This is a genomic window from uncultured Shewanella sp. (genome assembly GCF_947501665.1).
GTDB lineage: Bacteria > Pseudomonadota > Gammaproteobacteria > Enterobacterales > Shewanellaceae > Shewanella.
On the sequence record NZ_CANMWS010000033.1, the window covers coordinates 40,456 to 56,037 of the forward strand.

Below are 15,582 nucleotides of genomic sequence, written 5' to 3' on the forward strand. Positions count from 1 at the left end.
TTAAGGATGTCAGTCGTCCCATTGGAACGTATCACGGTTGAACCAAAAGCCGTTGCTAATGCTTGTGTGATTTGGTTACATGGTTTGGGAGATTCTGGTGCGGGCTTTGCTCCCGTAGTGCCTGCATTAGGGCTAAAAGCAGACCACACTATTCGTTTTATTTTTCCTCATGCTCCTGAGCAAGCAGTAACCATTAACTCAGGTTACGTGATGCGTTCTTGGTATGATATTAAAGGAATGGATTTACTCGATAGAGCCGATATACAAGGTGTATTAGCCAGTGAAATACGTGTTAAGGCGTTGATTGAAGAGCAAGAAGCATTAGGGATCAGTGCCGACAGAATTGTGCTGGCTGGATTTAGTCAAGGTGGGGTCATGAGTTTATTCACTGGACTGCGTTACCCTAAAAAGCTGGCGGGCATTATGGGGTTGTCTTGTTATTTACCCAGTGGTGACAAGTTGCCTGAAAAAACCAGCGAGCAAAATAGTTCAACAGCGATATTACAACATCATGGGTTACAAGATGAAGTCGTACCGCACCAAGCGGGAGTGATGGCAAGAGAGGCTTTATTGTCTGGCGGTTATCAAACGCAATGGCAAGAATACACTATGGGTCATAATGTATTACCACAGCAATTATTTGATATTGGTCGCTGGTTAACGGCGAGATTATCTTGATCTTAAGTTGATGTAAATGTCATTTTTTAAGTGTCCAATAATACGATTTAGTGCTTAAAGAATGACGTTTATTCATTGTCAGTTTTGTCTTTTAAAGTGTTATATTATCTTAATTTATTACTTATTTATGTTTTTTTTATGTATTAAATAATGTTTTATTTGTATATTTCAATTTAATCCCAAGCCCTCTTATTATACATAAGTCTAAGTCCTTTACTTTATTAAATTCATCCACTGGATGCCTATGCTAGGATCCGCCGCCAAATATAGATGTCAATTTTTTATGAAGAATGACATTGTCAAATAATGATAAAGGTTAATGAACCATGATAATAAAGCTCGTTAAAGGGTCCGTAGGGATCGTACTGGCTGTTTTTCTATCTGCTTGTAACTGGGGAGAAGAGAGCGACGCGCTAATGATGGGTGAAGGGGAGGTGAGCCGTGTAAATACCGCCGCCATGAGTTGTGAAGCTGCGGGTGATGATTGTATTCATCTCACTGTATTGCATACCAATGATAATCATGGGCGTTTTTGGAATAATCAAGACGGTGAATATGGCATGGCTGCCCGTAAAACATTAGTCGAACGTATTCGTCATGAGGTGAGAGCGGCTGGAGGAGAGGTCTTACTCTTGTCAGGGGGGGACATTAATACAGGAGTGCCAGAGTCAGATCTACAAGATGCTAAGCCTGATTTTATTGGCATGAATCTGATTGGTTATGATGCGATGGCTGTAGGCAATCATGAGTTTGATAATCCACTGTCTGTTTTAGATAAACAGCGTGAGTGGGCTAATTTTCCCATGCTAGCGGCTAATATTTATAAGGCTGATGGAACACGTTACTTTGAACCTTATAAAATATTTGAACTGAATGGCTTGAGAGTGGCCGTGATAGGGTTAACGACGAAAGATACTGCAAAGTTAGGTAATCCGGAGTTTGTTAACGTATTAACCTTCACCGATCCGGCAATTGAGATTGCAAAAGTAATTAAAGAGCTTAAGGTTAACAATGCTGCAGATGTCATTTTTGCTACCACGCATATGGGGCATTTTGCTGATGGGCATTTTGGGAGTAATGCCCCCGGTGATGTCATGATGGCACGTTCATTAAAACCGGGATTATTACAGGCTATTTTTGGTGGGCATTCCCAAAACCCTGTTTGTATGGAACCTAACAGTGATGATTATGCTCAGTTCCAACCTGGTGATGAGTGTGTGCCAGATAGACAAAATGGCGCTTATATTATGCAAGCTCATGAATGGGGTAAATATGTTGGCCGAGCTGACTTTGAATATTATGCAGGGCAGTTGCATTTAGTGGATTATCAGCTTATTCCGGTTAATTTAGTTAAGCCTAAACGGGATGATAAAGGTCAACTTGTTTTTAACGCTCAAGGTAAAAAGGTGACGACTTGGGTACAGTCTTATATTCAGCCTGATAGTAAAGTCCTTGCCGCATTAGAACCTTACCAAATGCAAGGCCAAGCAGAGCTAGATCAAGTTGTGGCAAACACAGAGGGAGTGTTTGACGGTGCGCGGGATCATGTGCGTTTTATGCAAACCAACTTAGGTCAATTAATTGCCAAGGTACAGAGTCAGAAAGTGGATGCTGATTTTGGGATCATGAATTCCGGTGGGGTACGTGATTCTATTCCTGAGGGTAAAGTCAGTTATCGGGATGTGCTTATGGTACAGCCATTTGGTAATTTATTCAGTGTTGCGACCATGAGCGGAACACAATTACGGCATTATTTAGGGGACGTTGCTGCTATGCAGCGTGATTCAGGTGGATATGCCCAAATAACGAACGTTAAAATGACGGTTGATTGTGTGGAAAAATCCGTTAACATCAGTAAAATTAATGGTCGTGATTTTAAAGAAACGGAAAACTATACCTTTAGTATTCCAAGTTACAGTGCAGCTGGTGGCGATGGTTATCCCATTATTGAAGCTGTAGCCACTGGGTATGTGGACGCTGATGTGCTATTTCAATTTTTTAACGATACGAAGAGTCTTGTAGCCGCTGATTATGCACCAGTCGGTGACATTATCTATGAAAACTCCGATAGCCCATTTGGCTGCCAAGTGTCTGTACAACATTAATCGTGTGAGAAACTAAATCAACATAAGTTGAGAAAAGTAAAAAGTGAGACTTTTTACTTTTCTCTGTTATTCGACTCTTTATCTTCATTTCCTATTCTCTATTACTGCGGATATTTTGATTGTTTTATCGACGCCGTGTTGTTTTTTATTCGCCTTATTTAGGTGTAGATTAATTCAAATGGGATATTTACACTTGTTCGAGTTAAAAATAGATAAATGTTAAAATTATTGTTTTTAATTTATTGTTCTTAATTTAGGTGTTATCTATATATTAATCTAAAGTCTATTGTTTCAGCATGATATGCTAACTTTTTTGTTTTATTTATCATTATTTTGTGTATCGTTTAGTGTTAATTGTTTATGTTTATGTTTATTTTTGTGGGTAAAAAATAAACTTATAAAACAAATAAATTACAAATTGTCATATTTTTGACACATATTCAGTTTATTTTTTGCTAGAATGGGCGCCAGCGAAATAAAAATAATGATGCGTTATCGCTAAATTATAAAAATGACAAATAAAAATAATAGGTTGATGTGATGAATAAAAAATTACTTAAGGGATTAGTGGCGACTGCCGTTTTAACCGCACTTGCCGGTTGTGGTAGCGATGATAATAACAAGAACAATACAGAGTCAGGGAGTAATACGTTTAATCTTGCGATTGCTCATATCAATGATACCCACTCTAACTTCGATGCGACTTCGCTTGATTTTACTGCGCAAGTTGAAGATGCAGATTTTGACGTTCGTACGTCAGTGGGAGGCTACCCTCGCATTGCTAAAAAACTAAAAGAAGCACGAGAAGCGGCAGAGGACAAAGGCTTACCCTTTTTAGCTTTACATGGCGGCGATGCTTTTCAAGGTTCACTATATTTTAGCGTTTTAAAAGGTGAAGGTAATGCTAAGTTATTGAGTGAAATGGGGTTAGATGCTTCCGCATTAGGTAATCACGAATTTGATCTAGGTAATGAAGCGCTAATCGAATTTGCTAATAATATTAATTATCCAATATTGGCTGCGAATTTAGACATGAGTGCCGATGCAAGTATGAGCGGCGTTGACAATATCTTGCCTTACACAGTAAAAGAATTAAATGGTGAACGTGTTGGTATATTTGGTTTAGTGCTCGAAGACATGCCTTCTATCACTTCTCCAGGTGAAGATCTTGTTTTCAATGGTGAAGTGGAAACTGCGCAAGCCACAGTAGATACATTAGTCGCTGAGGGCGTCGATAAAATTATCATGGTGAGCCATATTGGCCTAGATCGTGACATACGTATTGCAGAAAGTGTTAATGGTGTTGATGTCATTGTCGGTGGTCATTCTCATACTCGTTTAGGTGACTTTACCAATCTTGGCTTAGGTCATGGTTCTGCAACAGCAAGTTACGCGCAAATGTTTACTAACCCTGATGGAACAGGTCAAACCTGTATCGTTCAGGCAGGTGAAAAAGCAGAGGCTGTAGGTGGTCTTGAGGTGAGCTTCACTGATGGTGCAGTGACGGAATGTGCGGGTACCAATGTACTGTTAATCGATAATGACTTTCAACATGAATATGTCGAAAGGAACCCTGAAGAATTAACAGCTGAAGACCAACAAGCAGTAGAAGCGTTTGTGAATGAGCAAAGCAATATTGCTTTTGCTGCAGAAGATGAAGTAGTTCGTCAGGTTATCGATACCGAATATAAACCTTTATTAGAAGCGTTCGAGTCAACGGTTGTAGGTAACGTTTCTGATATAAACGATCCTACTAATACGGCGCAGCTAGATCACGTGCGTATTCCAGGTGTTGCACGCGGTGGTGCCTCTCTAGCGGGAACAGGATCTGAGGCGGGTGCTCAGGTCGCTACGTCCATGGTATGGAAGTTAAACCAGCAAGGTTATGGCGTGGATATGGCCATTACCAATAATGGTGGTGTGCGTGATCATATTACCGCAGGCCCTGATGGCTTAACCGCAGGTTATGTTGTCGGTTCTTTGCTGTATTTTAATAATGAATTAGCCATCGTAGAGTTATTGGGCAGTGATGTTCGCTCACTGCTTGAATATACCATCAATTATGGTATTTCAAATTCTACAGGAGCGTTCCCAACCTTTGCTAACCTTGAATTTACCTTTAATGGCTTGGCGATTGAGGGTGAGCAAATTGAGGGCTTGAATGTTTGTCCAGGTGGCGTCGATGCAGGCAATTGTGCTGCTATTGAAGATGATAAAGTCTATAAAGTCACAACCAATGCCTACATTGCTGGCGGTAAAGACGGTTATGATATGTTAGCGACCCATAATCAGTCAGAGCTAGTATTAACGGGTTTTGTTGATAACGAAGTCATGATCGAATATGTGGAAATGTTAGCGGCATCTGGTAAAGCGCTGGAAGAAATATCCACTGGGCTGACTTTTATTGCACCGGCTGATTTAGTAATAGATGATCCACTGAATAAGCCTGAAGATAATCAATAAAAGTTTGGGCAGGTCTTGATTCGATCCGCTTTTTATGGTGAAAAGTGAAAAAGATTAAACAAAAAAGGTAGCCATTGGCTACCTTTTTTTACGATGATTGTGAACATTGAACATTGAACATTGAACATTGAACATTGAACATTGAACATTGAACATTGAACATTGCAAATGAAGCTTATAGCTTCATGGCCTTTTCGCCACGGGATAAACCAACCACTCCGGAACGTGAGATTTCAACCACTTTGGTAAATTCTGATAGAGCGGCAATACAGGCATCGAGTTTTTCTGTGGTGCCAATAGTTTGTACTGTGTACAAGTTTGCTGTGACATCCACAATCTGACCGCGAAAAATATCGGCAGTTCGCCTGACTTCTTCACGGCTATCGCCTTGAGCTTTTACTTTTATGAGTGCCAGCTCTCGCTCCACATGGGGGCTTTCACTGATGTTTAAGACTTTTATCACGTCAATGAGTTTATGCAGTTGCTTCTCGATTTGTTCTAAAATAGCCTCATCGGCTTTTACTGTAATGGTTAAGCGTGAAAGCGTCGCATCATCGGTTGGGGCAACGGTTAAGGTTTCAATATTATACCCACGTTGTGAGAATAGCCCGACCACGCGAGACAGGGCGCCAGATTGGTTTTCAAGTAAAATAGATATAATACGACGCATTAGCTTTTCTCCGTTTTGCTGAGCCACATTTCATTCATTGCACCACCACGAATAAGCATGGGATAGACATGTTCAGTTTCATCGACGCTAATATCAACAAAGACGAGTTTATCTTTCATCGCCAGCGCTTCGGCGAGTTTTGATTCAAGCTCGGCAGGATCGTCAATGGTCATGCCAACATGGCCGTAGGCTTCGGATATTTTTGCAAAGTTAGGCACTGAGTCCATATAAGATTGAGAATGGCGACCTGAATAAATCATATCTTGCCACTGCTTGACCATGCCTAAAAAGCGATTGTTCAAGTTAATAATTTTAACTGGCGTGCCATATTGTAATGCGGTAGACAGTTCTTGAATATTCATTTGAATTGACCCGTCTCCTGTGACACACACCACGGTTTCTTCAGGCAGTGCCATTTTGACGCCCATGGCTGCGGGTAGACCAAAGCCCATAGTGCCTAAGCCGCCTGAATTGATCCAGCGGCGGGGCTTATCAAAGGGGTAATACAATGCGGCAAACATTTGATGTTGACCCACATCCGAACTGACATAGGCATCACCATTGGTCAGCTTGTGCAAAGTCTCAATGACTTGTTGTGGCTTAATACGGTCGCTGGTTTTATCATAGGCGAGACTATCACGCTCGCGCCATTGCTCAATATCGGTCCACCAAGCATCGAGTGCGGCTTTATCATTATCTTTAGTCGGATCATTGTTTAATAGTGCCAACATACTATCGAGAATATTATCGGCCGAACCCACAATCGGAATATCCACTCGTACGGTTTTGGAAATGGATGAGGGATCAATATCGATATGCAAAATGGTGGCATTGGGGCAATACTTTTCGACGTTATTGGTGGTTCTATCATCGAAGCGAACTCCAATACCAAAGATCAAATCGGTATTGTGCATCGCCATATTGGCTTCATATCGACCATGCATGCCGAGCATGCCTAGACAGTTATGGTGAGTGCCCGGAAAAGCACCGAGTCCCATAAGTGTGGTGACAACAGGGATATTTAATTTTTCTGCTATGGTGAGAATTTGCTTATCACAGCCAGAGATAATGGCGCCGCCACCCACATAAAGAACGGGCTTTTTCGCTTCTAATAGTGCTTGCAAGCCACGACGAATTTGTCCCTTATGGCCATTGGTAGTTGGGTTGTACGAGCGCATTTTTATGGCTTCAGGATATTGGTACTCATGTAAAAGCTCTGGATTTAAACAGTCTTTTGGAATATCCACGACAACAGGGCCGGGTCGGCCAGAAGCGGCTAAGTAAAAGGCTTTTTTAATAATGGCGGGAATATCTTTGGCATCTTGAACTAAAAAACTGTGTTTAACGATAGGACGTGAAATACCTATCATGTCACATTCTTGGAAAGCATCATTGCCTATAAGCGTGCTGTGAACTTGCCCTGATAAGACGACCATAGGTACAGAGTCCATATAGGCCGTGGCAATGCCGGTGACTGCATTGGTGGCGCCGGGGCCCGATGTAACTAAGACAACGCCGACTTTACCTGTTGCGCGTGCATAGCCGTCAGCCATGTGGACGGCAGCTTGTTCATGTCGAACAAGAATATGATCAATATCTGATTTTTCGTGCAATGCATCATAGATATCCAGCACTGATCCGCCAGGATAGCCGAATATATGCTTGACACCTTCATCGATGAGCGATCGAACGATCATACTCGCGCCAGATAACATTTCCATTATAAAATCCTCATAAGTTACCGCTGCGGTAGGCAGTATCTTGCTACAGCGACGGTAATCGCTTGAAAAAATGAGTCTAGATGGTGATCTTTACTCGTGTGTACCTAAGCAAAAAGCGCTCAACAAAGCGTGTTTTAACGCTTGTGGCATCTTGTGGGATGCGGTACCTGCGACTGTATAAACAGTGTCTTCATCATATAAAAAATCATTCGTTTTACAAGTTTTTTAAATGAAAAAAATCGTTAGTTGAATTATTTTCATTATTTAATCAGCAGATAATAATTTATTTAACAAATAACCTTAAATATATTTCCAAAATTAACGAAATTACACGGTTTATTAAGAGGCGCATTTCAACAAAGCAGGCTAGCCTGTTGATGATAATGTTATAAACTGCGGCGTGAATGATTGATGATTTGCAGTACGGCTGCCATCATCACCGCAGATAACATGAGTATAGAAAAAGGCACAGCACTGTTTTTGGCAAATAGGGCAAGAATGGGGCCACCAAGTGCACCACAACCAAATTTAAGGGTGCCTATTACAGCGGAAGCGGTGCTGATCTCTTTTTGAAATTTCATTAATACAATGGCATCTGCATTGACTGACATGATGCCTAAACAGCCCATTAATGGAATGAGTGCACCAGCCGTATAATGGTAATCTAACCCTAACGTATTGACGGTCAATAAGGCTGCACCCGCAATGGCGGCCAATAAAGTCGCAATACGCAAAAGCGCATCGGATCCAAAGCGAGTCACGAGGCGACTATTAATTAAATTCGCTAACATTAATGCGCCAACATTTGACGTAAAAATAAGCGTGAACTTTTCAGCAGACAGGCCAAAAACGCTCATAAAAACAAAAGGAGAGGCGGTTAAGTAGCTAAAAAAGGCGAAGGAAATGACAAAGCTCACCATAATATTAAGAGGGACGCCGGGTTTAGTCAGTACGATTTTGTAGTTTTTAATAAAAGACATTTGTTTAGTGTCTTTTATTTGAGTGGACTCTGTTGGAGCATCATTGGGCAGTTTGAGTTTATAAAAAGCAAAAATGGCGATCACTAAGGCATAAGTGGCTAATAAGAAAAAAATCATATGCCAATCCCCTAAGATAAGGATTAAACTGCCAATCGATGGGGCAATGAGGGGGGCAAGCATCATAATCAACATAACGTATGACATGCCTTTAGCGGTATCTTTCCCATAAATATCTTTAATATAGCTTGGGATCACAACGGTTGCAGCAGCCCCAGTAAAAGCTTGTAAAAAACGTAATATTAAGAAAAGTTGTATGTTGCTTGTTAAGGCTAATGCGGCACTGGTGAACATAAAACCCAGTAAACCGTAAAGAACAAAATAGCGTCTTCCCCATTTGTCAGCTAAGGGACCAAATAAAAACATTCCCGCAGAATAACCGACTAAATAGAGGCTTAAGGATTGTTGAATATCACTCATAGGGGCATTGAATTGCGTTGCCAGTGTTGTCATTGCCGGTAAGTACATGTCAATAGCAAACGGGGTAATGGCAATAATAGCTGCCAATAATGGAATAAGCCGAGTCAAATTGGTGGCTTGGACAAGCGATTGAGTGGACATGGCGTTTGAAGCCCCTTAACTGAATAAAGCAAAATGAGAGAGAAAATACATATTGGTTAAACTGAATAGTTCAAGCATAACATGTTATGGGAGTAGACTGTTTATTCAAGTCACGTCTTTTTAATGAAAGGCAGCTTGCTATCAGGCCATTTAAAGGGGCATGTGGGAACAAGAGGTTATTATCTCTATTTAAATACATTCATTTGGTTAATTAAATGTGTTTTTTTATTTGTGTTTATTTGTAAAAATAGATGTTTGGCTCCTGTAATGAGAGAGAAACTGGTAGGTTAGTTTTCTTTAATTTAGTATATGTTAATGGTTTATGACTTAAAGTGCTGAATTTATGTTCATTTTAGGTTTTAGCTTGGATTTGAGAAAATCTCATTTTCGATTGTATGACGTTTAATTTAATCTAATAAGATAAAAAATATGAATAATCTTTCACTTCCGTTGAAGATAGTGCTGATCGTGCTATGGGCAATAACCAGTTACTTCATTGGCCAAGGATTGGTAGAACAAGCAGACACTCAGCTAGGTATTTTTATGCTGGTGTTATTTGCAGGACTTTGGATGACGGAGATCATCCCCTTATCGGTTTCGGCTATTTTAGTGCCCGTTGTGGCAGCCTTAACCCATGTTTTAAGTTTTAAAGCGGGCATGACTAATTTCTCCTCCAGTATTATTTATCTTTTTATGGGGGGCTTTACCCTCGCCGCGTTATTGAACAAACATGGCATTGATCGTTGGTTAGCATCAACGGTAACGAAAGTCACAGGCGGCCACCTGTGGCGTACCGTTATTTTATTTTTTTCTGTGGTGTCACTGTTATCCATGTGGATGAGCAATACCTCAACCACGGCAATGATGTTACCTATTGCGCTTGGATTGATTGAAAAAAAATACATACGCATGCGGGCGTTTGTGATTTTAGGCACGGCTTATGCGGCGAATATTGGGGGGTTAGCGACTATCGTTGGCTCACCGCCTAATGGCATCGCGGCGGCGGCATTAAATATGGACTTCTTAACTTGGTTGAAAGTGGGATTACCCACCACACTACTCATGTTTCCAGCCGTTTTGTTGGCGTTGTATGTGGTGATCCGCCCTGAAAAAGATGCTCAAGTGGTGCATTTATCAGATGAAGAACCCATGCGCTGGACAGCAGAAGCGAAAGGCTCTATCGCTTTGTTTATGTTTACCGTGGTGTGTTGGGTGTTTGCTAAACCCATTGGTCATTTTCTCGCGGTTGATGGTTTTGATCGCTTAATTGCACTGGTGATCACTGCCGCTGCGCCAGCCCTTAAACTGATCAGCTGGAAAGAGCTGGAACGCCAAATTGATTGGGGAATTTTACTCTTATTTGGTGGCGGCTTGTGTCTTTCTATGGTGCTGAAAGAAACAGGGACTTCTGCTTGGTTAGCTGAAGCCTTAATGTCTGCGCTTGAAAATGCGCCTGCTTGGCTCTTGGTGATCGCTTGTATCAGCTTTATGATTTTCTTAACTGAGTTGGCGTCGAATACTGGTTCTGCGGCGATTTTAATCCCCATTATGATAGCCCTTGCGGATCAATTTAATCCTGCGATTACCTACTCACTGGTGTTTGGTGTTGGGGTGGCAGCCACTTGTGCCTTTATGCTACCAGTGGCTACGCCGCCTAATGCACTGGCTTATGCCACAGGAGAGGTGAAACAAAGCCAAATGCTAAAAGCGGGTATGATCTTAAATATTATCGGTATTTTTGTAGTGTACCTGTGTGTCAGCTTGTTTTCCTAGTTTGTGAGCATAGCTTCGAGGGCTTTGAGGTAATAGCTTGAGGATATCGTTGGCGGATATAGACTCGTTTCTTGCCTATTGCCTATTGCCTATTGCCTTTGTTTAAGGTTTAAGCGTTTTCACTAAACGTTAGCCATTGTCACTTGAGCCAGCCGGTGATTTGAAAGCCTGATTTTCACAGAGAAAATCAGGCTTTTTTATGGCTTTTTAACGCGATAAGTTTTACATTACCGCTAATTTTTAAAAGTATAATCTTGAGTACCATTATGGCCCGGACTGCGAGTGCGCTGCATATTTTAGTAAAACATAAAGAACAAGCTGAAGATATTATGAAGAAGCTTGAAAAAGGTGCTAAGTTTCATGTGTTAGCCAAGAAATACTCGACGTGTCCATCGGGTAAAAAAGGAGGCGACTTAGGTGAATTTCGTCAAGGGCAAATGGTGCCCCAATTTGATAAGGCGGCCTTTAAAGGGGAAATATTGGTTCCACAACTCGTTAAAACCAAGTTTGGTTGGCATGTGATTAAGGTGTTGTATCGGACTTAGCAATCCTCTTTCTTTGTGACCATTTATTCAATGGTCACGATATTGACATTTAAGGGTGTTTTTCAATTAGTTAAGAGTATTTTGATTACATTACTTCAGTTGTAATTATTGCCTGCGGCAGGCTTTTGTGCAGATACTCCTGCTAGACGCTGTGAAGCCATCCATGGCCGCTTTACGGTTTCAAATGACATCCTTGTCTAAAGGCCAGCCAAATATCCTTATTTGTCGCTCATCAAAGCCATATTTATGGCCTTCGCCTTGAAACCGAAACTAGCAGGCGCATCTACACGGGGTGTTAAGAGCAAAAGCAAAAATCACAAGCTAAAGAAAAGTGTTTCTTCGAGTGAAGTATTGATCGTAATCGACTAATCACTTTTAAAATAGCTACCTACATTCTATGTTTTATTCAAGGTTAAACAAAAAAAAGCGTTATTGAATTAATTGTGAGGCAGATCATGGATTGACGTTTTTTTCCGTTTTTTTATTAGTTAAAAACATTTTATTTACATAAGTAACGTTTGAGGGTATATTGCTGGGTGATGTGATAGTGAAGTTATTGGTTTTCATACTTAATAGAGTAAATTATGCAATACAGTATGTTAGTAGTGTGCCAGATGTTTTAACAAGAGTAGTGGTCTGACATGATAAACGCGCATGCGCACTATACAAAGGTTATGCCTACAAGGAAGAAGTTTGAGTGCTCAGAAACCTTTTTGTCCAATATGCGGCTTATTTAGAGAGCTGCCTCTACATCTTCATGAGCTAGCTATATATTGCGAGTTACTTAATGATGAGAAGTTTGTATATAAGTTGGTTAAGAAAGACGTTGAAAAATGCGGTACTGCTAAAACGACAAGTATTGCAAAGTGGCTTAGGTTAGCCAGTCAACTTGATTTAGTAGAAATGAATACTTTTAGATATGAAGAAGCACATATCTACTGCGAGCCTGTAGCAGATGAGCTTAGCTCAAATGCAAAGCATGACTCTTCGATAGCCACTCAAATCACTCGATTTTTGTTTATTTCGAATGCTCTAGAAGAAGCTTACAGGTTAACAAGCCATCTTTATGAAGAAAAATACTTAAGCTTATTAAACTCGGGGAGAAACCCCAATCGGCAACGCAATTATTCTGCTCAGTCAGCTTGGTTGTTAGATGAAATATTTACTTCATTAGATACCCCTGAAAACTACTTTCATAAGGTTGACGGCTTGTTAGATATATCAAAACACTATAAAGATATCTTTAAAGTAAGTTTTGATATGGATCTTACCGATAGGAAAACAGCTTCAAGAGGGTTCTCGGCAGTTAGAATTATCAGAAATCATATAGCTCACGCGGTTTTTCCAATCGTTGAAAACCCAGAATTTACTTGGGAGTTTGATGACCCTAAAAACAAAAAATTAATTTTAACGTTGCTCCTAAGAGCATCCCGTTTAGCGGCGATGAATATACAGGTTATTCTCGGCTTTTCATTTAAGGAATTTAAATCGGAAAGCTATGGCTACTATTCAGGAGATCCTGATACTGGAGAAGAGTTTAAAGAAGCTTTTAACTGTGGCGCATATTTGAACCACTTGCATATTAGTCAAGACTTTGGTTTAAATGAAAGCTCACACTGGGCATGGCGAAACGGTGTACTTGAAGGCTAACAAGCGCATGTTGTCGGACTGGTTTTCCGCTGCGCTCCAAATCAGCCGCAAATGCGGGCGTTATGAGCATTAAACGATGAAAAACGTAATCTTAACTCTGGTTTTCCTGTCACCTATAGCAGTTGGAGGCGGCTTACCCAAGGAGGTTTCTCTCACGCCTGCTTTAGCTGAGGAACTTGGGTTCTCTATAAGTGTGACGCCTGAAGGCGCTGCGACAATGGTAGAGCTTAAAGGCCCAAGAGAAAGTCCTTCTAGTTGCCTAGCTTCTAGAAGTGGTACTTTTCTATTAGATCAGGATGGTGAAGAGTTGTTGGTACATATTACTGAGCTCCCTAAAACTAATTCACAACCAGAAGCTGTTGGTTACTATACAAATAGTACGCATACAATGGGTGTTTTTATTGACTACCTCTGCAAGGAGCCAAAAGTTTTACAAAGCATTCGCTACACGGTTCAATCAACTAGTGAGTGGCTCATAACTAGTAAAGGCACAGGTCGCAGCAAAGCTGCGCCCGTGCTTTAGGCGTTAGTTTTTCAATAAACATTGGAGTTTAATCATGAGTGAAGATACACTCGAAATTGAAATTGCAGACGAGATTAAACACCTTTCCTCTGATGAAATAGAGGAACTTTATAAAAAATATTTAGATGGCGAGAAAAACTCTGTTTTAGTTTCGGATTATAAAATTAATATTAATCCGAACAAACTGATAAAAATTCTTCCACCAAGAATACTTGATGATGCACTTTGTCCATATTGTGACATCCCTATGTATACCAAACGTAGAAGTAAAAGTGCTTCTAGCTGGGATATCCTTCCTATTGAATGTCATGACTGCAATCACAAGATCTTTCCAGAAAAGTTAGGATATCGTTCACAGCAGTGTGGGTGTGAAGAATGTGTGATTGTCAGAAGACAACAAAAATTAGAAGCGGAAAAAGAAAAAAGAGAAACTATTCGAGAGTTGTATGACATCGACGATAGAGAACCTATCGATTACTCAGAATTAACCTTCTTCAACAAGTTAGTTTTGCTTACTCTGTTCAGAATGCAAACTGATGAAGATTTTGAATATATTTTATCACTTGATGATCCTTCAAGAACTGAATCTTTATCACCTACTGAGGAAATGGATATAGAATGTCTCAAAGAACTATTTAGTTGTAGTGTTGTAATTATTGATCCTGAGTCTAGGGTTGAAGCATTTGTTGAGGATGAAGAGTTTAAATCATTCTATATAACCAGAACTAGGTGGATACCCAATATTACATTTGATGGTATTGAGAGAGCTAATCTAAGTAAAGTTTATAAGGAAATATATCAAGAAATTAAAAGTGGGATTCAGTCCCAATGGGAAAAAGAAATATTCAAAACACTATTCAGAATTGCAAGAGAAGAAGTTCTTCAATATGTTCATGTGAGAGCTGATGAATTGAATGTTAATTTCTCTGCTGAAAACAAAACAAGAGAAGTAGTAAATCAACTTTTACAACAGTTTTCAGTAAGTGAAATCTACTATTTTGTTAAAAAATCAGTAGAAAACGCTCACATCTACTATTCCAAAGGATATGCAAACAATAAAAAGCATGCTGCTAACACGATTCCTAATAAAATTTTATCATTAGGTGAGCGGGCAATTGATGAAGGATGGAATACTTATAAATACAGTCGTGATAGCAGAGCTCCAAGATCGTACATAAGCCAAGTTTTTTACGATTTTTTCCTTCAAGATGAAGATGCAGGCTTCCATAAAGCACCAGGGAAGCATTGGGAGCAAGAGCTTCATCCAAGACATTTCTGTGAAAGTGAGGCAAGCAATGAAAGTGAGTTATCTTGTACTCAATGCAAGTCTCAAAATGTTGCAGTACAAATGGCTAATGGGGGCTTAGAGCTCACATGTCAATACTGTGGAAGTATTGAACAATTTACACCGAGTAAGTGAAAAACTAACAAGAAATTCCAGGTGACGCCTACGGCGCACCTGAATTTGGCGTTAAATTGCGAATATGAAAGCGAAGCTACTTTCTACAGAAGGTAAATATCTTGAGGCGCTTATTGAAATAGGGGGCGCTGAGTACTGTGTTATGGATGAATTAACTCCTGATGTCGAAAGCATACCCAAAGATGAAGGTGTGTTTGAATTTGAGTTCGCTAACATGCTTGACGAAGAAGAGTCTTGGGAGTCTATTTTCCAAGGAAATCCGGAAAAGAAAAAAGGGATTAACTAAGACACCCATGATTATTTGCCTAGTTTGCGATTGTAAACTAGGCTTTGAATAGTTGAACAGTCACTGGTGGGTGTGTTATGCCAATACCAAGAAAAGCCATTGTTAGTATCGAGGACACTCCTTATTATCACTGTATATCGCGCTGCGTCA

12 protein-coding genes are annotated in these 15,582 nt (G+C 40.2%); 9 read left to right on the forward strand and 3 right to left on the reverse strand.

Annotated elements, in window-relative coordinates:
* Positions 1 to 6: 6 nt before the first annotated feature.
* The 3 genes from Q0976_RS20860 to Q0976_RS20870 all read left to right on the forward strand — a co-directional run bounded on the left by Q0976_RS20860 (position 7) and on the right by Q0976_RS20870 (position 5,246).
* Complete coding sequence (locus Q0976_RS20860) at positions 7 to 678, forward strand: carboxylesterase (protein ID WP_299496056.1); 672 nt, start codon at positions 7 to 9, stop codon at positions 676 to 678.
* Between the two features lie 326 nt (positions 679 to 1,004).
* Positions 1,005 to 2,783 (forward strand): bifunctional UDP-sugar hydrolase/5'-nucleotidase UshA, encoded by a 1,779-nt coding sequence (ushA, locus tag Q0976_RS20865; protein WP_299496058.1) that lies wholly within the window; start codon positions 1,005 to 1,007, stop codon positions 2,781 to 2,783.
* Positions 2,784 to 3,323: 540 nt separating this feature from the next.
* Positions 3,324 to 5,246 carry a bifunctional UDP-sugar hydrolase/5'-nucleotidase gene (locus tag Q0976_RS20870; RefSeq protein ID WP_299496060.1) on the forward strand — a complete coding sequence of 641 codons (1,923 nt, stop codon included), beginning with the start codon at positions 3,324 to 3,326 and terminating at the stop codon, positions 5,244 to 5,246.
* Between the two features lie 175 nt (positions 5,247 to 5,421).
* On the opposite strand, the gene ilvN is transcribed toward Q0976_RS20870, so the two are convergent.
* From ilvN to Q0976_RS20885, 3 genes are all read right to left on the reverse strand, one after another.
* On the reverse strand, positions 5,422 to 5,916 hold the full coding sequence (gene ilvN / locus Q0976_RS20875) for an acetolactate synthase small subunit (protein WP_299496062.1): 495 nt from the start codon (positions 5,914 to 5,916) through the stop codon (positions 5,422 to 5,424).
* Entirely contained in the window at positions 5,916 to 7,637 is a 1,722-nt protein-coding gene (locus Q0976_RS20880) for an acetolactate synthase 3 large subunit (protein ID WP_299496065.1), read from the reverse strand. Before Q0976_RS20880 ends, ilvN begins: the two co-directional genes overlap by 1 nt.
* A 386-nt stretch (positions 7,638 to 8,023) precedes the next feature.
* On the reverse strand, positions 8,024 to 9,235 hold the full coding sequence (locus Q0976_RS20885; RefSeq protein ID WP_299496068.1) for a multidrug effflux MFS transporter: 1,212 nt from the start codon (positions 9,233 to 9,235) through the stop codon (positions 8,024 to 8,026).
* Positions 9,236 to 9,664: 429 nt separating this feature from the next.
* Between Q0976_RS20885 and Q0976_RS20890 the strand changes: the two genes are divergently transcribed.
* The 6 genes from Q0976_RS20890 to Q0976_RS20915 all read left to right on the forward strand — a co-directional run bounded on the left by Q0976_RS20890 (position 9,665) and on the right by Q0976_RS20915 (position 15,432).
* Complete coding sequence (locus tag Q0976_RS20890; protein ID WP_299496071.1) at positions 9,665 to 11,008, forward strand: SLC13 family permease; 1,344 nt, start codon at positions 9,665 to 9,667, stop codon at positions 11,006 to 11,008.
* A 266-nt stretch (positions 11,009 to 11,274) separates the two neighbouring features.
* Entirely contained in the window at positions 11,275 to 11,553 is a 279-nt protein-coding gene (locus tag Q0976_RS20895; RefSeq protein WP_299496074.1) for a peptidylprolyl isomerase, read from the forward strand.
* A 693-nt stretch (positions 11,554 to 12,246) separates the two neighbouring features.
* Positions 12,247 to 13,203: a hypothetical protein gene (locus Q0976_RS20900; protein ID WP_299496076.1), complete on the forward strand. Its 957-nt coding sequence runs from the start codon at positions 12,247 to 12,249 to the stop codon at positions 13,201 to 13,203.
* A gap of 76 nt (positions 13,204 to 13,279) precedes the next feature.
* Positions 13,280 to 13,726: a hypothetical protein gene (locus Q0976_RS20905; RefSeq protein ID WP_299496078.1), complete on the forward strand. Its 447-nt coding sequence runs from the start codon at positions 13,280 to 13,282 to the stop codon at positions 13,724 to 13,726.
* A 34-nt stretch (positions 13,727 to 13,760) separates the two neighbouring features.
* Positions 13,761 to 15,146 carry a hypothetical protein gene (locus tag Q0976_RS20910; protein ID WP_299496080.1) on the forward strand — a complete coding sequence of 462 codons (1,386 nt, stop codon included), beginning with the start codon at positions 13,761 to 13,763 and terminating at the stop codon, positions 15,144 to 15,146.
* A gap of 64 nt (positions 15,147 to 15,210) precedes the next feature.
* Positions 15,211 to 15,432 carry a hypothetical protein gene (locus tag Q0976_RS20915; RefSeq protein ID WP_299496082.1) on the forward strand — a complete coding sequence of 74 codons (222 nt, stop codon included), beginning with the start codon at positions 15,211 to 15,213 and terminating at the stop codon, positions 15,430 to 15,432.
* Positions 15,433 to 15,582 lie beyond the last annotated feature (150 nt).

Coding starts and splice junctions, on each gene's coding strand:
- Q0976_RS20910 (WP_299496080.1), top strand. CDS start 13,761: ATGAGTGAAGATACACTCGAAATTGAAATTGCAGACGAGATTAAACAC.
- ushA (WP_299496058.1), top strand. CDS start 1,005: ATGATAATAAAGCTCGTTAAAGGGTCCGTAGGGATCGTACTGGCTGTT.
- Q0976_RS20870 (WP_299496060.1), top strand. CDS start 3,324: ATGAATAAAAAATTACTTAAGGGATTAGTGGCGACTGCCGTTTTAACC.
- Q0976_RS20880 (WP_299496065.1), bottom strand. CDS start 7,637: ATGGAAATGTTATCTGGCGCGAGTATGATCGTTCGATCGCTCATCGAT.
- Q0976_RS20860 (WP_299496056.1), top strand. CDS start 7: ATGTCAGTCGTCCCATTGGAACGTATCACGGTTGAACCAAAAGCCGTT.
- Q0976_RS20915 (WP_299496082.1), top strand. CDS start 15,211: ATGAAAGCGAAGCTACTTTCTACAGAAGGTAAATATCTTGAGGCGCTT.
- ilvN (WP_299496062.1), bottom strand. CDS start 5,916: ATGCGTCGTATTATATCTATTTTACTTGAAAACCAATCTGGCGCCCTG.
- Q0976_RS20885 (WP_299496068.1), bottom strand. CDS start 9,235: ATGTCCACTCAATCGCTTGTCCAAGCCACCAATTTGACTCGGCTTATT.
- Q0976_RS20890 (WP_299496071.1), top strand. CDS start 9,665: ATGAATAATCTTTCACTTCCGTTGAAGATAGTGCTGATCGTGCTATGG.
- Q0976_RS20905 (WP_299496078.1), top strand. CDS start 13,280: ATGAAAAACGTAATCTTAACTCTGGTTTTCCTGTCACCTATAGCAGTT.
- Q0976_RS20895 (WP_299496074.1), top strand. CDS start 11,275: ATGGCCCGGACTGCGAGTGCGCTGCATATTTTAGTAAAACATAAAGAA.